Annotated in this window: 17 protein-coding genes and 2 pseudogenes; 15 read left to right on the plus strand and 4 right to left on the minus strand. The window is 66.6% G+C overall.

Annotated features, from left to right (window positions below; translation table 11 throughout):
* The first annotated feature begins 620 nt into the window (after positions 1 to 620).
* Positions 621 to 1,400 (plus strand): GntR family transcriptional regulator, encoded by a 780-nt coding sequence (locus ABT340_RS30705; RefSeq protein WP_352014348.1) that lies wholly within the window; start codon positions 621 to 623, stop codon positions 1,398 to 1,400.
* Between the two features lie 33 nt (positions 1,401 to 1,433).
* Here the strand turns inward: ABT340_RS30705 and ABT340_RS30710 are convergent, their stop codons facing one another.
* On the minus strand, positions 1,434 to 1,850 hold the full coding sequence (locus ABT340_RS30710) for a TIGR03668 family PPOX class F420-dependent oxidoreductase (protein WP_502992544.1): 417 nt from the start codon (positions 1,848 to 1,850) through the stop codon (positions 1,434 to 1,436).
* A 50-nt stretch (positions 1,851 to 1,900) separates the two neighbouring features.
* Positions 1,901 to 2,539, minus strand: coding sequence for an HAD family hydrolase (locus ABT340_RS30715; protein WP_352014349.1), 639 nt, complete (start codon positions 2,537 to 2,539; stop codon positions 1,901 to 1,903).
* A gap of 159 nt (positions 2,540 to 2,698) precedes the next feature.
* On the opposite strand from ABT340_RS30715, the gene ABT340_RS30720 reads away from it, so the two are divergent.
* Positions 2,699 to 2,803, plus strand: coding sequence for a DUF397 domain-containing protein (locus ABT340_RS30720; RefSeq protein WP_502992552.1), 105 nt, complete (start codon positions 2,699 to 2,701; stop codon positions 2,801 to 2,803).
* Positions 2,804 to 3,214: 411 nt separating this feature from the next.
* Here ABT340_RS30720 and ABT340_RS42515 read toward each other — a convergent pair.
* A pseudogene (locus ABT340_RS42515) lies at positions 3,215 to 3,565 on the minus strand (transposase); the annotation flags it as partial.
* Positions 3,566 to 4,261: 696 nt separating this feature from the next.
* On the opposite strand from ABT340_RS42515, the gene ABT340_RS30730 reads away from it, so the two are divergent.
* From ABT340_RS30730 to ABT340_RS42520, 3 genes and pseudogenes are all read left to right on the plus strand, one after another.
* The gene (locus tag ABT340_RS30730) at positions 4,262 to 4,780 is read left to right on the plus strand and encodes a matrixin family metalloprotease (protein ID WP_352014351.1); all 519 of its coding nucleotides are present in this window, start codon (positions 4,262 to 4,264) and stop codon (positions 4,778 to 4,780) included.
* Positions 4,771 to 5,352: a hypothetical protein gene (locus ABT340_RS30735; protein ID WP_352014352.1), complete on the plus strand. Its 582-nt coding sequence runs from the start codon at positions 4,771 to 4,773 to the stop codon at positions 5,350 to 5,352. Before ABT340_RS30730 ends, ABT340_RS30735 begins: the two co-directional genes overlap by 10 nt.
* A gap of 270 nt (positions 5,353 to 5,622) precedes the next feature.
* Positions 5,623 to 6,177 (plus strand): annotated as a pseudogene (locus ABT340_RS42520) (helix-turn-helix domain-containing protein).
* 200 nt (positions 6,178 to 6,377) lie between these two features.
* Here the strand turns inward: ABT340_RS42520 and ABT340_RS30750 are convergent.
* On the minus strand, positions 6,378 to 7,172 hold the full coding sequence (locus ABT340_RS30750; protein ID WP_352014353.1) for a class I SAM-dependent methyltransferase: 795 nt from the start codon (positions 7,170 to 7,172) through the stop codon (positions 6,378 to 6,380).
* Positions 7,173 to 7,939: 767 nt separating this feature from the next.
* On the opposite strand from ABT340_RS30750, the gene ABT340_RS30755 reads away from it, so the two are divergent.
* Genes ABT340_RS30755 through ABT340_RS30800 form a run of 10 tightly spaced genes read left to right on the plus strand, consistent with a single transcriptional unit; the run spans position 7,940 to position 17,656 of the window.
* Positions 7,940 to 8,917: a UDP-glucuronic acid decarboxylase family protein gene (locus ABT340_RS30755; protein ID WP_352014354.1), complete on the plus strand. Its 978-nt coding sequence runs from the start codon at positions 7,940 to 7,942 to the stop codon at positions 8,915 to 8,917.
* Positions 8,918 to 8,926: 9 nt separating this feature from the next.
* Positions 8,927 to 10,456 carry a nucleotidyl transferase family protein gene (locus ABT340_RS30760; RefSeq protein ID WP_352014355.1) on the plus strand — a complete coding sequence of 510 codons (1,530 nt, stop codon included), beginning with the start codon at positions 8,927 to 8,929 and terminating at the stop codon, positions 10,454 to 10,456.
* Positions 10,446 to 11,432 carry a hypothetical protein gene (locus ABT340_RS30765; RefSeq protein WP_352014356.1) on the plus strand — a complete coding sequence of 329 codons (987 nt, stop codon included), beginning with the start codon at positions 10,446 to 10,448 and terminating at the stop codon, positions 11,430 to 11,432. The genes ABT340_RS30760 and ABT340_RS30765 overlap by 11 nt, the downstream gene beginning before the upstream one ends.
* A gap of 27 nt (positions 11,433 to 11,459) precedes the next feature.
* A complete protein-coding gene (locus tag ABT340_RS30770; RefSeq protein WP_352014357.1) occupies positions 11,460 to 11,822 on the plus strand; it encodes a YybH family protein in 363 nt (120 codons plus the stop codon).
* Position 11,823: 1 nt separating this feature from the next.
* Positions 11,824 to 12,618: a hypothetical protein gene (locus ABT340_RS30775; RefSeq protein WP_352014358.1), complete on the plus strand. Its 795-nt coding sequence runs from the start codon at positions 11,824 to 11,826 to the stop codon at positions 12,616 to 12,618.
* Entirely contained in the window at positions 12,615 to 13,994 is a 1,380-nt protein-coding gene (locus ABT340_RS30780) for a phenylacetate--CoA ligase family protein (protein ID WP_352014359.1), read from the plus strand. Before ABT340_RS30775 ends, ABT340_RS30780 begins: the two co-directional genes overlap by 4 nt.
* Positions 13,972 to 14,715 carry a HalD/BesD family halogenase gene (locus ABT340_RS30785; protein WP_352014360.1) on the plus strand — a complete coding sequence of 248 codons (744 nt, stop codon included), beginning with the start codon at positions 13,972 to 13,974 and terminating at the stop codon, positions 14,713 to 14,715. Before ABT340_RS30780 ends, ABT340_RS30785 begins: the two co-directional genes overlap by 23 nt.
* A 24-nt stretch (positions 14,716 to 14,739) precedes the next feature.
* A complete protein-coding gene (locus ABT340_RS30790) occupies positions 14,740 to 15,768 on the plus strand; it encodes a glycosyltransferase family 2 protein (protein ID WP_352014361.1) in 1,029 nt (342 codons plus the stop codon).
* Positions 15,765 to 17,000 carry an ATP-grasp domain-containing protein gene (locus tag ABT340_RS30795; protein ID WP_352014362.1) on the plus strand — a complete coding sequence of 412 codons (1,236 nt, stop codon included), beginning with the start codon at positions 15,765 to 15,767 and terminating at the stop codon, positions 16,998 to 17,000. The genes ABT340_RS30790 and ABT340_RS30795 overlap by 4 nt, the downstream gene beginning before the upstream one ends.
* The gene (locus ABT340_RS30800; protein ID WP_352014363.1) at positions 16,970 to 17,656 is read left to right on the plus strand and encodes a hypothetical protein; all 687 of its coding nucleotides are present in this window, start codon (positions 16,970 to 16,972) and stop codon (positions 17,654 to 17,656) included. The genes ABT340_RS30795 and ABT340_RS30800 overlap by 31 nt, the downstream gene beginning before the upstream one ends.

Below are 17,656 nucleotides of genomic sequence, written 5' to 3' on the forward strand. Positions count from 1 at the left end.
GGCCCGGAATCCGCAGGGCCTTCCCGTACGGCGGTCGCGGCCACTCCCGGCTCAGGAGCAGGACGACGCCGACCAGGCACCAGCCCACAATCCGGCTCGGTCTCATCCACAGGACCATCCGGTACGGCCTTCGCGGCCGGGGCCATCGCGGGCGCCTCAGGATCGGGGTCATGCTCGGGACGCCGCTGGGCGGGCACCAACGGGATCACCTCAGCGGGCGCCACTTCCACCGGAGGCCGGGGCGCGGGAAGAAGCTGTGGACCGTACTCGCGGCGGGCCTGGAGACGGGCGTTCATCAACAGCCCGGACGGCTGCGCGTACTCGTGCCCGTCCTGCTGCGAACAGCCATGGGCGTAGGGGGAATGGCCACAGCGGGCACATCCCATGGGCAAGGGGACGGCGTCACCGAAGCAGTCGCATCCGTTGCGGAAAGTGATCGACTCAAAGGTCGAAACACTAGGCTTGGTCACGGCTTGGGACTCCACTTCCTGATCTAAGGAGCCGCCTAGATAAAGCTGGGCGAGAGCTGCCCTAAAAGTGTCGTGTGACACTGGACGCTAGAGCAGGTCAGGAGGCCCGTCAAGCAGAATGGCCTACGACACTTAGATATGGTGGTTCGCGTGCAAATAGACCCGAATTCGCCCGCGCGTCGCATAGTTGCGGATATCCGGGCCGACATTATGGAAGGGCGCTTGTCCGAGGGCGCAAAACTGCCCTCCGTCCGCTACCTCTCCGACCGGTACGACGTTGCCCGCAGTACGGCAGCCAAGGCCCTGGTCATGCTCCAGGCAGAAGGCCTGGTCGTCACCCGTCACGGATCGGGTTCCTACGTCCGTGAATCGGACCCCATTCGACGCCTGGGACCAGACCGCTACGCACGCCACCGCTGGCAAAGAACCACCGTCGAAGTATTCGTCACCAGAAAGCCGGAAAGCGTCTCCGCCCAGCAGCAGGGACACCAGACGCAGAACGTCTCTCTGGTCGAAGCCGACGAAGACACAGCCACCGCCCTCGGCATCGAACCCGGTTCACCGGTCTACGAACGAGCCCGCGTCATGACCCGCGACGGCGCCCCCACGCACACCATGACCTCCTACTACCGCCCCGCCGACATCGAAGGCACACCCCTGACCGACCCCACACCCGGCATCGCCGGACAGTCCGGCGGATTCCAAGTCCTGACCGACCAGGGCCTTCCCCCACACCAGATCACCGAGGACATCTCCGCCCGAATGCCCACCACCGAGGAAACCCTGCTCCTCGACCTCCCCGCAGGCGAACCCGTCGTCGAAGTGCGCCGCACCACCCGCACCGCCGAAGGCCACGTCATCGAATACGCCCGAGGCATCCACTCGGCAAGCAGATTCACCTGGTCATACACCTTCGACATCCCCGACTGACCATCACGCGCAAGGGGCGACAACCGCGAAACCCTAGCCGAACGACCAGCCCGTCCAGCCGGTGATGTGGACCAGGATCACCGCGCCGGTCGGCGGCACCTCCCGATACTGTCCGTAACGGGCGATGAGCCGCTCCAACGCCCGGGCCCGCTCCGGCCCCTCTTCCCGGACCTGGGCACGTCCGTCCGCCCGCACCCACCACAACCGATCCCAGTCATCGTCGTACTCATCCACCAACAGCGAGACCTGCGGATTCGCCGCGATGTTCGCCAGCCGCCGCAGCCGTACCGTGGACTTCGGCTTGTGATCAACGGCAATCGCGATCACATCGTCAACGACCGCGAACGTGACCGGCACCAGATGAGGTCGACCATCATCACTCACCGTGGCCAAACGGGCCACCCGCGCCGTCTCAAACCGGGAACGAGCCTCTACGGGATCCAGTTTCACGCCTTCACCATGCCCTCATCACACGAATGGCAGCCCACTGTGAACCGCGTTCATTCGGAACTTCCACAGAGGAAAGGCACCAGCTCCGAGATGCCGTCGATATGCCAATCAGCCGGCCGATCCTTCGCCCACAGGTGCCCCCATGGGCCTCGCCTGATCAGGCACGTCCGCAAACCCGCCGCCCTGGCCGGAACGATGTCGTTGGCCGGATGGTCCCCCACGTAAACCGTCTCCTCCGGTGCCGCCCGGCCCAGCTCGACGACACGTCGGAAGAACTCCGGGTCCGGCTTCGCCACCCCCCACTCCTCCGAGACGGCGATCTCATCGGCGGGCAGGCCAAGGCCACGCACGAGATTTCCGGCCCTGACCGTCTGGTTACCGGCCACACACACCCGCACCCCTGCCTCCCGCAACGCCCGAAACCCCGGCCGCACATCGGGATACAGATCGCTCTCGTCAAGGAACTCCCCGCGTCCGGCCTCCTCCCGGGCCCGCCGCTCGGCATGCAAATCCACCCCGGGACGCAACAGCCGGATCGCCTCCGCGTTGTCCAGCCCCATCGCCGTCACCGCACCGACCAGAGCCGACAGAGTGTGCCGGGAAACCCCCAGCCAATCAGCCCAGGACGCCCAATAACGATCATCCCGAACAAGCGTCTCACCGATGTCGAACACCACAACCCTGATCACACCTGGCAGGGTAAGCCACCCCTCCAAGAACGGCCCGGAGGCGTCGAACCCCTCCGGCCCTGACCTTCACCCCTGCCCAGTGGCCCTCGACCACGGCGGCCCCGACAACGTCACCGTGATCGTCGTCGACATGAAACCCACTCCCTGATCCCCGACCTGATCGCCATCCGCGACAGCAAAGCCCCCGGCCCCACACTGACCTTCAGCGCCTCCAGGTGGAACGCCTTCATAGACGATGTGAAGCTCGGAACGTTCGACTCCTAACCCACGAACCCGCCATCATGGACAGAGCCCCACAGCCCGAGGCCGTACCCAATAATGATCAACGCTCTGACCTGCGCCGCTGCACTACCGCCGGACTGCCGCAGAAACAGTCCCCCCATGCGGACATACCTGACCTGGGACTTTACCCTCGGGTCCCTCATCACCCTGAAGGGTTCGCAACAAGGTCTTCGCGGGCGTCTTGTGGTTCTGGAGCATGGGTCCCTCATCGCCCTGAAGGGTTCGCAACACGACGCCGAGGTCTTGTGTGTTCGGGCTGCTCACACAGTGCTCGCGTGTGCTGGATTTTTGCGGTCGCCCGTTCAGCCGATTCTCCCAACCCAGTCGCCTCGCTCCAGCCGTATGCGACCCGTGGCGGAGATGTAGGCGGTCGCTCCTCTCAGGGGGAGGTCTCCCTCCCGAGCAGGTGCCCTTCTTCTCAAAGCCGGTGTCGTCGCCGACCAGCACTCCGTCGGCGTCGCCCAGGTGGTCGATCACGTAGGTGCGGATGTCGTCGCGGACTGCGTCGACGTCCCACTTGGCGGTCGAAAACAGCCGTTGTATGCCGTCCGGGGTGGCTTCCCCGGCGTGCTCGGCCAACGACCAGCCGGTCGTGCGTTGCAGGCCGGACAGTAGTCCTTGCAGGCAGGAACGGGCGCGCAGCCGTACCTCCCGCCTCCCGAAACGCCCTGCCACGTGAGCGAAGGCGTTGTCCAGTCCGGCCTGCAGACGGGTAGCGCTGAGGTGTTCTAGTCTGGCCGACACGGCCACCGCATGATCTTCAGTTCCATCACACCTGAATGATCACAGCGGTGGCCGTCTGTCGTAGTTGTGGCCCTAGCCCCACAGGTTCACACACGCACGCTCTCACTCAGCCTCACGATGTACGGCTGGAGTACCAGGGCGAAAACAATAAGCTGTTACGGTGACCTTTATTTGCGGTTACCGGATCTGACCCGTGCCTGCCCGGTACGGCTCCATACAAGTCAAGCAAGGATACGGTCGGCCGAATAACCAGGGTCACTTTTATCCATTCCTGCATTGGGCCAATCAGGTCACCGGGATCACCTTGCAGGTGGCCACCCGATGTGATGGCGGTACGCGACACACCTAGGTATCGGCGGGGACTCCCCCGGATCGTGCCTCGTTGGGCATGGCCCCGCGATTGAATGGTGAAGCAGACACTTGCGCACCTGAATCGCTGCACCTGCCCGTCTCGATGAGTGCATGTATCTTCCGGCTACTTTCGTAAACATCGCCTATCTGGCTACGACCTTCGCCCTGTTTCATCTCACCCGGATTCCCACTCGACAATTTAAGCACCCTCTAATAGTTTCAGACATCCCGTAACGGAACACCAAGGGTAACCATTGCCTGGTCGGCACCAAGACATCAAGAACGATTATGACTACTTCAAAACAACTCTTGCTTCCACGCGACCTCGTACCTAACATCTTAACCATGGTAAAAAAATCATTCAGGGCCGGAGCGTTGCGAGTTGGCGCATCGTTCATTCTCGCCCTAGGCCTCGGCCTCGGTTATCAGTCTGCGGCACACGCATATGTCCTTACAGGCGAGTACGCAGTAGACGAGGGCGAGATTCGATGGGTCGACAGCACCCGGTGGGATGACGCGCGCAAAAATGCCCATAGCGTCTGGAATGCACTCGGGTGCATTACAATAGCCGCCGACACCAGTGCAACGTATAGCGATATAGAATGGCTCGACTATTCAGAAGATGACGACACGTACGGCATCTACGATAATGACTCGATCGGAACGGATGAAATTTATTTAAACTCGTACTACATGTCCGGATTCAGCACCGCAAGAAGGCGTAACGTCGCCGCCCACGAGCTAGGGCATGCCCTTGGGCTCGGCCACGTGTCGAATGGATCAGCCCTAATGTACTACGACAATACAACAATTACGTCACCACAAACCGACGACAGAAACGGATACAGAGCCCAATGGTGCTGAAGGTGAAAATAGCACGCCCTGCCTTATATCAGGTGCTCGCTGGCTGCGTTGCGGGGGCGCTGACCGTTGGGGCGATCGGGGTGATCGCTCGCCCCGACTTCTCGGTAAGCCACGTTCACAGCCAGCGCGCCTTCGATTACTCCGATGAAAGAAAGCTCGCGGGATGGGCTGACAACGTTTTTATCGGACGCGTAACCGCCAAGACCGGACAGACTACGTATGGCACTACAGACATTCCAGTCACGCTTTGGAGCGTAGATGTCTCCGAAAGCCTGAAGGGCACCTTCACCGGTACGGTCACTGTAGCTCAGCGTGGCGGATATAACTCGTTGACCAACACTCTGAAAGTGTTCGAAGAGGACACCCTCCTCAGCGTTGGTCAAGAGTATCTTTTTGCAACTCGAGTCAACAGCGCCGGCCTGAACGTTTCAACCCCCAAATATGGGGACGTTCCGCTTTCAGGCGAGGCGAACAGTGTCGGCGAGACAAACAGTCGGGTGGCGGTGCATGAGCGGTGGAAGAAGGCCATCGCAAATCAGGTGCCTCGCGATCAGCTTATCCCGAAGAATTAACGACAGCAGTCCGGCCTAAGTATCGACACCGCATAAATAATGCGAGAGCTTTGCAGAGCGACCACTGACGAAAAAAGCCACCCGTCGTACCCAAAAAAGCCATGAACCGAGCCATGTAGACGATAGATATCGTACTCATTGAGCGGCACGGCAACCTTGTTGCCGCCCGAGCAGTGAACCGCAACCGCATTGACTGATCGCCGATCCGAAAAAATTACCTTCCTGATCTTTAATTCGTGATGATCGAAAATCGTGTGAGCGCGTCGGGTTCTGCGGTATGTCCAGGTCACGCGGTATGCGCAAGGCGGTGGACTGACCGCCGTCCAACGAGCCAAGCGTGAGCAGGTACGGCTGCGCGCGGCCGAGTTGTTCGCCCGCGGATACATCGATGAGCAGGTGGCCAAAGAACTACGGGTCAGTCGGATGTCGGCCAACCGGTGGTGCCGGGCCTGGACCTGTGGTGGCGACGCGGTCCTGGCCTTCAAAGGCCCGGCGTAGCTGCCGCGGCTGAGCCAGGCGCAGTTCGCCCGGCTGGAGGTCGCGCTGCTACGGGGTCCGGCCGCGCACGGCTGGGGCGATCTGAACCGGCACATCTGCCCGGAGACGCGGCGCTTCATCGCCGACAACGATGACTGGCTGCGGGTCTTCCAGCTGCCGTCCTATGCTCCCGACCTCAATCCGGTGGAGGGCATCTGGTCGCTGCTGAACCGCGGCGGGCCGGCCGACCTCGCCGCGGCAAGCCTGGATCACCTGGTGCGCGTGATCAAGCGGGGGCTGAAGGAGATCCAGTACCGGCCGCATCTGATCGACGGCTGCCTGGCCTAGACCGGCCTGGCTCTCAAGTCGTCGTAACCCCACGAACTAAAGATCAGTGATCGGCGGTCGTACCTCTGCCCCTTTTTCCGACTTCCCTTTGCGCACTCTCCTGAGCTGGGTCTTTACTCTCGAGTTGCTCATCGCCCTGAAGGGTTCGCGACGACCGCGTACGCGGTCCGAGGCCGTAGACGGTGGGTCGCTCATCACCGTCACAGGCGGCGGCCGACGGTGAGAACGGCCAGCCAGTGGCGGGTCAGCCGGCCGTCCGGGCGTACGGCCAGCAGGCGGCGCACCTCCCCGTAGAGGTGTTCGCGCTTGGACGCCTGCATGGCGATGTGGCCGGAGAAGGTGTCCAGCAGCGCGATGTACTCCTCGGCGGTGTACTTCCGCGCCCACACGTGGCGTCGCGTCCCGACGACCGCGAACTGTCCGGAGCCCTCGAACTCGGCCGCGGTCGGGTCGGGCTGTTCCTCGGGCGTCGGTGGTGGCCAGGCCGCGCCGTCGCCCTCCCCCATCTCGTCGTAGACCCGCTGGATCTCGGTGAAGAAGGGGTCGAAGTCCTCGGGGAAGGCGTGCTGGGCGTCCCACACGGCCAGGTGGCCGCCGGAGGGCAGCAGGGCGGCGGCCCTGTCGTACTTCAGCCGGGGGTCGATCCACTTCCACGCGGTGGCCGCGTAGAGAAGGTCGAAGGGGGAGTCGTCCCCTGGCCGCCAGGTCTCGAACGGGGCGGTGACCACCGAGACGGCGGGGAAGTCGCGTAGTTCGCGCCGCGCCTCCCCGGCGAGGGCCGCGCCGAGCTCGACCGCCGTGATCCGGAAGCCCAGCCTCGCCAGGGGGATGGTGGCCTTTCCCGGGCCGCAGCCGACTTCGAGCAGGTTCGCGGGCGGTTCGATCCCCGTCATCGTGAGCAGGTCGGTGTACAGATCGGCCGGATAGTCGGGACGCGCCCTCTGATAGTCGGCGGCCACGGTGTCGAAGGTGGTTCGCAGGTGTTCTCGGGACATCTCCTCATTCTGGCGGACACGCCGGGGGCGGGAGAGCGCTCTTCCCCGAAGAAAACGTGAAGGCTAAATGAAATGGCCGGCCGGGTGATTTTCCTGGGGCGCGGGGAAGGGGGAGGCGGCGCCGGGGAAAAGGGCTCCTCGGCCTGACTTCCGCACGCTCCGCTCCGCGTGTCCGGGAGAAGTGGGGTCACCTCCTCATGGAACGTTCCTGTCCGGAAAGCGGACAGGTCATCACCCGAGGGCGTTGCAGCAGATTACCGACGTTTGGGGAGGTCAGGGGAGGGGCGGAGCGTCCTCCACATGCCAATCGGCGTCCGAGGATAAAAGTTGTCGCCACATGCACAGTCAGGGTCGGATGACAACGGACCCAAATGATTGACAGGGGCGCCGTTAAACACACGTACAGTGATCGTTAATGCTCAAGGCGTGCTCAACGGACCGCATAACCGCAGGTCAGAGGTCATTTTTCAACGCCCCGTTCAGCGGGCGAAAGCCCGTCCACAGCACCCGAGATGTCCGACATATATGCATATATCACCTTGTTTACAGCTTTCGGCGACGAAGGTGTTGACGGTGACGCCGCCGTCGGAATACTCTCCGGAACGTCAAGAGCGCTCTTAACCGTCCCTCAACGAAGCGTTCATCACCCAGCGGCGTCTTCGGTTGCGCAGAATTAGTTTTCCGCACCCAGAAAACATGCGAATAAGGAATGTCAAGGTGTTTCCCATAACCGTCTTCGGGGCCACAGAGGAAAGTCAGAAGATCTCATGATAAGGCCCGTCGTGGCCATTACCGGAGGTGCCGGATTTCTCGGCTCGCATCTTTGCGAGCGATTTCTGGCCGAGGGGTACCAGGTCATCTGCATTGACAACTTCCTCACCGGGGCCGTCGCCAACGTCGAACACCTCATGACCGACGGACACTTCCGCCTGGTACGCGCGGACGTCTCCGAGCATCTGGCCGTCGTGGGAAGGGTGGACGCCGTCCTCCACTTCGCCTCCCCCGCCTCGCCCATCGACTATCTCCGGCTCCCCATCGACACGCTGCGGGTCGGCTCGAACGGCACGTACAACGCCCTCGAACTGGCCAGGGAGAAGGGCGCGCGGTTCGTCCTCGCCTCGACCTCCGAGGCGTACGGCGACCCGCAGGTCCACCCGCAGCCGGAGACCTACTGGGGCAACGTGAACCCGGTCGGCCCGCGTGGTGTCTACGACGAGGCCAAGCGCTTCGCCGAGGCCATGACCATGGCCTTCCACAGGGCGCACGGTGTGGACACCGCGATCCTGCGGATCTTCAACACGTTCGGTCCGAGGATGCGGCCCTTCGACGGCCGCGCGATCCCGACGTTCGTCAGGCAGGCGCTGCTCGGCGAGCCGATCACGGTCGCCGGGGACGGCAGCCAGACCAGGTCGATCTGCTACGTGGACGATCTGGTCGAGGGAGTCTTCCGGGTGCTCAACTCGGACATGCCCGGCCCGGTCAACATCGGCAACCCGCACGAGATCTCCATGCTCGACCTCGCCGAGTGGATCAGGGAGCTCACCGGCACCGCCTCGCAGGTCACGTTCGTGCCCCGGCCGCAGGACGACCCCGAGATCCGCCGTCCCGACATCACGCTCGCCACGACCCGTCTCGGCTGGGCGCCGAGGACGCCGGTCGAGCAGGGGCTGCGGCAGACCATCGCCTGGTTCCAGGAGCATCCGCGGCTGTGGAGCGTCGAGAACCTGGCCGGAGCGGTCTCCTAGGACGAAGGCATGAGCACCACGAGGACCGGCTACGCCGACCTGTTCCAGCAGGATCACACCCAGCCGCACTGGGCCTACCACTACGCGCGACGCCTGATCGACCGGCACGGCCCCGAGCGGCGGGTGGTGATCCAGACCAGCATGTCGCCGACGGGCTGGTTCCACGTCGGCAACTTCCGCGACACCGCCTGCGCCTACCTGGTGCACCGCGCGCTGGAACGGCTCGGGCGCAGGTCGTCGATCCTGCTCAGCTTCGACGACTACGACCCGGTGCGGCCGACCCAGGCCGCGGCCCAGGCCGACCTGGCCGGGTACGGGACGCGTCCGCTGGGCGCGGTGACCGAGCGCAGCAGGCGGATCTGCCGTCGCTACATCGACGAGCTGAAGCGGATGGGCATCTGTCCCGCCGAGGCCGACGCCGACGGCCGTACCCCGGCCGGTTCTCCCTGGCAGACCCACTACCAGTACGAACGTTACCTGTCCGGCACCTACGTGCCCCTGCAGCGCCGCTACCTGCGCGGTGCCAGGAAGCTCGCCAAGCTGCTGGACCAGGCCCCCGAGCACCTGTTCACGGTCTACTGCGAGCAGTGCGGCCGGGGCAGCACCCGTAACCTGCGGCTCGGCCACGACCGGGTGCGGTACGCCTGCGAGTCCTGCGGCGCGCTCGCCACCACCAGGCGCGTCGAACTGGTCAAGCCCTCCTGGGCGCTGGACTGGACGCTGCGGGTGACCCACGAGCGCATCGACTGCGAACCCGCAGGTCAGGACCACTGCAGCGCGGGCAGCACGATGGACCGCACCCAGCCGATCTACCGCGGTTACCTGCGCGCGCACCAGCCGGTGATCGTGCCGTACGGCCTCGTCCGCCAGCTCGGCGACCGGGGCAAGGTCTCCGGTTCCCGGGGCGGCGGCATGACGGTCGGCGACCTGCTGCGGGTGATGCCGCCCCGGCTCGTCCTGTTCCTGTACGGCAGGCCGAACTGCCTGTCCGACATGCGGCTCGGTCTCGACCGGGCCTCCTTCCTGGGCGCCTACGACGCCTACGACCGGTTCCTGGCCGAGGTGCGCGAGGGCGACCCGAAGGCCGTGGCGCTCCACGAGCTCATCGACGGAGACGGCGACACCGCCCCGCTGCCCCGGATGCGGGCCGTACTCGGGCTGCTGCACTCGCACAGCTACGACGCCGAGCGGGTCGTCGCCCTGACCGGGGGGACCCCGGAGGTCGCCGAGCGGGTCGGGCACGCCCTGGCCTGGCTGGCCGGGTACGGGCGGTGCTGGATCGACGAGGTCTCCGACGCCGAACCCGGCCCGCTCCTGGCCGGGGACGCGCTGCCGGAACGCTGGGACCGCGCCTCCTACCGGGACCTCTACCTGACGTTGTTCGGCACCGAGTCCGGTCCGCCGCTGCGGCGGCTCGACAGGACGTTCGGCCGGGACGCGGTCGTCGCCGCCGTCCACGCCTACCGTGACCGTGCCGAGCGCCCGCTGCGTGAGCGGGTGCTGGGCAGGCTCAGGCCAGGTGATCCCGGTGCGCGCTGAGATCATCGACCCCACGACCGAGCCGGTGCCCGCCGACTGGGAGATCTTCCGCAAGCAGGAGGGTCTGATCGCGGCCTGGCAGGCACGGGCGCTCACCGCGATCGCCTGGTGCTCGACCAGCCCGGTCTACCTGGGCGTCGTACGGCAGGGCGGCCAGGTGGTCTGCCTGTTCACCGGCTCGGCCGGTGGGCCGTCACGGCGACGCGGGTACGCCGAGCCCGGCTCCATGCCGCCGGTCGGGTGGTTCGACTGCCACCTGCCGGTCGGGTTCACCGGCGGGTTCGCCTTCGCCGCCGACCTGTCCGTCGCGGAGCGGGCCGAGGCGACGGCCGCGTTCGAGAAGGCGGTGCGCCGCAGGCTGGGCAGGCGCTGCCTGGGCGTGCTGTACCGGCAGGTCACCGCCGAGACGATGCCCGTGTTCGGCCGCCGGTTCCGGCCCAGGATCACCACGGCGCCCAACACGTTGCTGCGCAACCGCTGGGCGAGCCTCGACGACTACTTCGCCGACCTGCCGCGTGACCGGCGGCGCAGGCTGCTGCGGATCCACACCGAGGCGTCCGAACGGACCCGGGTGCTGCGAGGGACCTGCGGCATCGACGCCGCACGGGCCAGCGCGCTGGCCTGCGCCACCGTGCGCAAGCACAGCCCGTACGCCCCGCCCCTGCCCGTGCGCTACTTCGAGGCGCTCGGCGGCGAGGAGGGGGTGCGTTACTTCGGGCACCTCGACGGGGACCGGCTGCTGTCCTTCGACCTGACCTTCGACGACGGCAGGCGGCTGGTCACCACGGTGAACGGCTCGCTCGACGTGCGGGACGGCGGACGGCGCGATCTCTACTTCGACCTGTACCTGCGGGAGATCGACTACATGATCTCGCACGGCCGTGAGGGCTGCGAGTTCGGCAAGGGCATGGCCGAGCTGAAACAGCGGTTCGGCAGCGAGCTCGTCCCCCAGTCCCTGGTGATCGCCGCCTGGTGACCCAGAGCGTTTCAGAGAGGAAGAACCATGGAGTTCCCCCAGGCGCTTGACGCGCACCTGACGGCGATCCGCTCCCGTGACCTGGACGGATACCTGGAGACCGTGCACCCGGACGCGACGGTGATCCTGCCGAACGGGACGTTCCTGCGGGGTAAGGACGCCGTCGCCGAGTTCCACACCTCGTGGTTCGGCGACCCCGACTGGTCGCTGCGGACCGAGACCGTCCGCATCTCGACGGCGGGTGAGTCGGCGTTCGCGCTGCTCTCCGTGGTCTACGACGACCTGGACCCCGAGGGCAAGCCGTACCAGAAGGAGTACTACCTGACGCTGTACTTCACGCTGGTCGAGGGCCGGTGGCTGCTCCTGCACGACCAGAACACCTTCTGCTGACATGTGGACTCGGGGGTTCTCGGAAAGGGCCTGGGAGCGGGGGTACCGGGAGACGGTGGCGCGGGCGTTCGCGGCCGTGCCGTACTACCGGGAGATGTGGGCCGTGGCGGGCGCGCGGCTCGACGAGCCCGAGGCGACGCCGGTGACGCGGCTCGACACGGTGCTCGACCGGCTGTATCCGCTGGACGCGCCGTACGTGCGGCGGCGGGAGGAGCCGCTGTGGGTCGGGGAGCCCGCGGAGCTGTTCGAGGCGCTCGAACTGACCGGCGCCCACCGGCGTGACCTGCCGCTGTTCGAGGTACGGACGTCCCTGCTGGACTGGGAGCGGATCGGTCCCGGCGGGGGGCACTACCACGTCGTGCTCAGCGCGTCCGCCGAGGTCGCCGACCCGGAGCTCCGGCAGGGGCAGTTGCGGGCGCTGCGGGAGGCCCGTGATCCCGGGCTGCTCGCCGACGCCGCGCAACTCACCGAACTGGACGGCGGGACGGCCGGGGCCCGGGTCTTCCTGCGCCGCTCCCCCGGCGAGGTCGTCGAGGACGGTGCGGCCGCAGAGGTCACCGAGGTCGTGCACGACGAACGGCTCGGCTACCTGGGCGCACGGCACCGGGGCTGTGGCCGTACGCACCTGAACTGGCGGCGGGTCCACGCGCGGACCGGTGGGTCGGGGCCGCTGTTCACGATGACGCGGCGGCGCAGGCCGACGCTGGCGAACATCACCCTGCCCGGCACCACCCACCTCACCGTCGGCCGCTGCGCCGAGCACGGCACGCCGACCCTGGACGGGGGGTCGCGATGAGCAGGCTGCGCTCGACGATCAGTCTCGCGCCCGTCGCCTACAACCTGGCCATGATCCGCAGGCAGGAGCGCCTGCCCCACGCCGAGCAGCTGCGGATCCAGTCCCGGCTGCTGCGCGAGCTGGTACGGCACGCCCACGCCGACGTCCCGCACTACCGCAGGACGCTCACCGCCGCCCAGGTCGAGGGGGTGCGCACCGCCCACGACCTGGCCGGCCTGCCGACGCTCGACCGGATCACCCTGCACGACGCCCCCGCGCGGGACATGCTCGCGGCCGGTTTCACCACGGAGAACACCCGGGCCGCCACGACCAGCGGTTCCTCCGGCATCCCGATCACGGTCCGCAACTCGGAACGCGACCTGGGGTACCTGCGGGCGACCTACCTGCAGGACATGCTGGCCAACGGGCTGCGCCCGACCGACCGCATCGCCTACTTCCGGGTCATGTCGTTCCTGCGGCACCCGCTGGAGCGGTTCGGCATCCTGCGCAACCACCACATTCGCACCGACCGGCCGCTGGACGAACAGGTCGAGGCGTTCCTCGCGGCCAGGCCGACGTTCCTGATCGGCTTCCCCAACGTCATCGCCAGCATCGTGGACGAGCTGAAGCGGCGCGGTGTCACCCACGAGGGCGTCAGGACCGTGCTGTTCGGCGGGGAGCGGCTCACCCCGACCGCCCGCGCCCACGTTCTCGACTACTTCGGCGCCTCCCACCGGGAGGTGTACGCCTCGGTCGAGGTCTTCACGATCGCCCGTACCTGCCCGGCGGGCAGCATGCACCTGCGCACCTCCGACCTGGTCGTCGAGGTCGAGCACGACGACGGGACCGTCTCCGTCGAGGACGGCGTCGGGGAGATCCTGGTGACCAGGCTGCGCAGCGAGGCGATGCCGCTGATCCGCTACCGGCTCGGTGACCGGGTGCGGATCTCCCCCAACGACTGCCCCTGCGGGGTCGCGACCACCCCGATCGTGCGGGAGGTCGTCGGCCGCAGTCAGGACCGCATCGTCGCCGCCGACGGCAGGCGTTACTACGGCGACTTCATCTCCACCGTCATCCAGGACTTCTCCCAGGTCGTCCGGCTGCAGATACTCCAGCCGCGACCGGGGGCGGTCGAGGTGCTGGTGATCCTGTCCGGGGACGCGCCCGACGACGTGACAGCCGACATCGAGCGGGAGGTCCGGCGCAGAGCGCCCGGCCTGGACGTCACCGTACGGCGCACACATCGGATCACTCCAGAAGCCAACGGAAAGATCAAGCTTGTGAAGGTGCTCACTCCCACCGGAGAACGTGCGCCTTCCGGGGGTCCTGCCTCAGCGGAGGGCGGACCGTTACCACAGAAAGGTCGGATGTCAGATGTCGCTGAAGGAAACGATTGACCAGCGTCTCGCCGAGCACCTGGAGACCACCTACACCGACGAGCACGCCGTGCGTAAACTCTCGCAGCACTTCCGCCGTGAGGGCTACGTGAAGCTGCCCGAGCTGGTCTCCAAGGACCTGTTCCAGGAGGTCAGCACGGAGGTCCACCGGCTGCTCGACCTGCACGAGAAGCGGATCGACATCCAGCTCGCCGAGACGGGTAACTCCCCCCGTTACATGAGCACGATCAGCCAGCAGGCCATCGCCAAGGACAGCGAGCTCATCCCCGCCGTCTACGAGTCGCAGGCGCTGATGGGTTTCCTGTCCAGGATCGCGGCCCAGCCGGTTCTGCAGTGCCCGTGGGAGGAGGAGAAGTACATCGCCATCCGCCAGCACAAGCAGGGTGACACACACGGCTGGCACTGGGGTGACTTCAGCTTCACCGTGATCTGGATCATCGAGGCCCCGGAGGCCAAGTACGGCGGCCAGCTCCAGTGCGTCCCGCACACCGACTGGAACAAGCAGGACCCGCGCGTCGAGGAGTACCTCCAGGCCCACCCGATCAGGACTTGGGGACACGTCACCGGTGACCTGTACTTCCTGCGGTCCGACACCACGTTGCACCGCACCATCCCGCTGAACGCGGACAAGACCCGCATCATCCTCAACACCTGCTGGGGCAGTGAGTCCGACAGCAAGAAGGAAGCCACCCACGAGACCATGCACGCGATGTTCGACTGACCGATGGCCGACTCCGTGCGTTCGATGGACACACGGGTGAAGCGGGGGGCGGGCCGTGTCCCGCCCCCCGGCATCACCGCGATGGTCCCCTGCTACAACGAGATCGCCTGCGTCGATCGTGCCTACCGGGAGATCCGGGCCGAACTGTCGAGGTACGACGACGTCGAGCTGCTGTTCGTCGACGACGGCAGCACCGACGGCACGCTTGAGGCGATCAAGGGGTTCGCCGCCGAGGACCCCCAGGTGAAGTACATCTCCTTCGCCAGGAACTTCGGTCTTGAGGCGGCCTTCTCCGCGGGGTTCAAGTACGCCTCGAAACCGTGGACGGTCCAGTTCGACGCCGACCTGCAGTCGCCGCCGCACGAGATGCACCGTCTGGTGGACAAGGCGCTCGAAGGGTACGACGTGGTCTTCGCCGTACGCGAGAACCGGCAGGACCCGTGGCACCGGCGGCTCGGCACCTGGGCTCACCAGACGATCGCCAGGAAGTGGCTGGGCATCGAGTTGCCCCAGGGGGCGTCGGTGTTCCGGATCGTCCGCACGAGCGTGGCGCACAAGGTGGTGGACAGCAGGCTGTCCACGCCGTACTTCATCGCCACCGCGCCGTTGCTCGGCGCCCGCTACACCACGTTGCCCACCGCGCACCAGCCCCGCCTCGACGGCCAGGGCAAGTGGAATCTGCGCAAGCTGTTCTCGCACGCCGTCGAACTGTTCTTCGGGTTCTCGTTCCGGCCGCTGACCTGGCTGATCGGCCTGTCCGCGGCGGTGATGGCCATCGGTACGGCGGTGCTCGCGCTGGCACTCTCCGGGGGGCTCGGGGCCGTCGCGGTCGAACTGGCCGGGCTGACGGCCGTACTGGTCACCCTCGCCCTGCTGATGGTGATCGCGCGTTACCTCGTGCGGGTGATGCGGGTGCAGGCCATCGGCGTGCCCCGCTACCAGATCCGGGAGGCCAACATCCCGATCCGCGCGCAGGAAGCCCTCTACGGCTACGAGACACCCGACGTCAGCGGTCACTTCAGGGAACCAGAGGTCTGGGAGGACGCCAGTTGAGAAACCTCATCGTGCTCGGCGGGGGCGAGGACCAGATCCCCGCGTACCGGGAGGGCCGCAGGCTCGGCTACCGGGTGATCGGCGTCGACCAGCGCCCCGACGCGCTCGGCGCCGCCGAGGCCGACCACTTCCTCTGCATGACCAGCAGGGACCCCGAGGGCATCGCCCGCGCCCTGGGTCCGATCGAGGTCGCGGCCGTCATCTCCCCCGCCAGCGACGCCGCCCAGGAGTCGGTCGCCGAGCTGAGCCGCATCTACCGGACCGCGCACCAGGTCGCGCCGGACGCGCTGCGCTGCTCGGTCGACAAGGGCTTCTTCCGTGAGGTGGTCGCCCGGGTCGGGCTGCCCACCTACCGGCACGTCCAGCACGACGACGTGGACAGCCTCATGGCGGCGGCGGCCGAACTGGGCTACCCGCTGATCGTCAAGCCCGCCGACTCCTCCGGCAGCAAGGGGATCACCGTCCTCGACGACCCCGCCGACCTGCCGGGGGCGATCGAGCACGCCCGCAAGTACTCCTTCTCCCGGCAGGTGATCCTGGAGGAGCTGATCGAGGGCAGGCACGGCGCCGTCGAGTGCTTCCTCGCCGGGGGCGAGCTGGCGTTCATGGCGGTGACCGACCGGGTCATCACCGGGCCGCCCGCGATGATCAGCGTGGCGCACACCGTCCCGGCCGACCTCGACGAGGACGTCCACACGCGGCTGCGCGAGGCGGTCGTCGCGATCTGCGCCGAGGTCGGGCACCGGCAGGGGCCGGTCAACCTCGACTTCGTGCTCACCCCGACCGGCGACATCCACCTCATCGAGATGGGCGCCAGACTCGGCGGCAACGGCATGCCGCTGATGGTCAGGCACGCCTTCGGGCTGAACACCGTCGAGGCCGCCATCCGGCTGGCCCTCGGCGAGCCGCTGACGATCGACGTCACCGAGCACCGTACGGCGACGCTGCGGATCCTGGCGGCCGAGACCGACGGGACGCTCACCGCCGTCGAGGGACTCGACGCCCTGCGGCGGATGCCCGAGGTCGTCGAGGTGCAGGTGTTCAAGGCACCCGGCGACCACGTGAACGCCTACACGCAGGCGGGACACAAACTTGGCTACCTGGTGATGGTGGCCGACACGCGCGAGGCGCTCGACGAGGCCGTCGACCGGGCTCTGCGCACCCTCCGATTCGAGATCGAGCCTGACACGAGAGGTCAACGATGCTCCCCCGCAAGCCCCTCGGCTTCCTGATATTCGTCGCGCTGGCCGTCGCCGCCGCCGCCTTCGTCTGGTTCGGCCTGCCGCACGACCGGGAGGTGAAGTCACTCGGGCTGTTCCTGGTGAAGCTGCTGCCGTTCGTCTTCGCCACCGAGGCCCTGGCCAGGCTCGACGTGGAGTGGGCCAAGCGGCTCAAGCTCCCGCTGATCACGCTGCCGGTGGCGTTCCTGGTGTTCTTCCTCTACTTCGTGCCGAAGATCTTCTTCTACGGCGGTGTGGAGACCGGGACCAGGGAGTCCTTCTACGCGCTGTACTACCACGTGCTCACGCTGACCCCGCTGATCATCCTGACGATCACGCTGGCCAACCGGCTCGGCGGCGGCACCGCGGCCCTCACCCGCAGGCTCGCCTACGGCATGCTGCTGCTGATGCTGTCCGGCCTTGAGGACTTCGCCTTCCTCACGGTCAACGACCACACCGACCCGGCCTACGCCACCATCCCCGCCGTGTGGGACTGGGCCTCGCACATGACCGTGTTCATCGGCCACCCGCCGACCAGGAACGAGGCCTACGCCTTCATCATCGTGCACGTCATCCTGGCGCTGCTGGTGTTCTTCAGCCCCCAGCGCTGGTGGGACGCGCTGGCCAACCGGGTCAGGCCGCGCGGGACGCGGTCGGAGAGCGCGTAA

It is taken from the genome of Streptosporangium sp. NPDC000239, assembly GCF_040300765.1.
Classification (GTDB): Bacteria; Actinomycetota; Actinomycetes; order Streptosporangiales; family Streptosporangiaceae; genus Streptosporangium.

Coding starts and splice junctions, on each gene's coding strand:
- ABT340_RS30760 (WP_352014355.1), top strand. CDS start 8,927: ATGAGCACCACGAGGACCGGCTACGCCGACCTGTTCCAGCAGGATCAC.
- ABT340_RS30800 (WP_352014363.1), top strand. CDS start 16,970: ATGCTCCCCCGCAAGCCCCTCGGCTTCCTGATATTCGTCGCGCTGGCC.
- ABT340_RS30730 (WP_352014351.1), top strand. CDS start 4,262: ATGGTAAAAAAATCATTCAGGGCCGGAGCGTTGCGAGTTGGCGCATCG.
- ABT340_RS30750 (WP_352014353.1), bottom strand. CDS start 7,172: ATGTCCCGAGAACACCTGCGAACCACCTTCGACACCGTGGCCGCCGAC.
- ABT340_RS30785 (WP_352014360.1), top strand. CDS start 13,972: ATGTCGCTGAAGGAAACGATTGACCAGCGTCTCGCCGAGCACCTGGAG.
- ABT340_RS30775 (WP_352014358.1), top strand. CDS start 11,824: ATGTGGACTCGGGGGTTCTCGGAAAGGGCCTGGGAGCGGGGGTACCGG.
- ABT340_RS30755 (WP_352014354.1), top strand. CDS start 7,940: ATGATAAGGCCCGTCGTGGCCATTACCGGAGGTGCCGGATTTCTCGGC.
- ABT340_RS30780 (WP_352014359.1), top strand. CDS start 12,615: ATGAGCAGGCTGCGCTCGACGATCAGTCTCGCGCCCGTCGCCTACAAC.
- ABT340_RS30770 (WP_352014357.1), top strand. CDS start 11,460: ATGGAGTTCCCCCAGGCGCTTGACGCGCACCTGACGGCGATCCGCTCC.
- ABT340_RS30735 (WP_352014352.1), top strand. CDS start 4,771: ATGGTGCTGAAGGTGAAAATAGCACGCCCTGCCTTATATCAGGTGCTC.
- ABT340_RS30790 (WP_352014361.1), top strand. CDS start 14,740: ATGGACACACGGGTGAAGCGGGGGGCGGGCCGTGTCCCGCCCCCCGGC.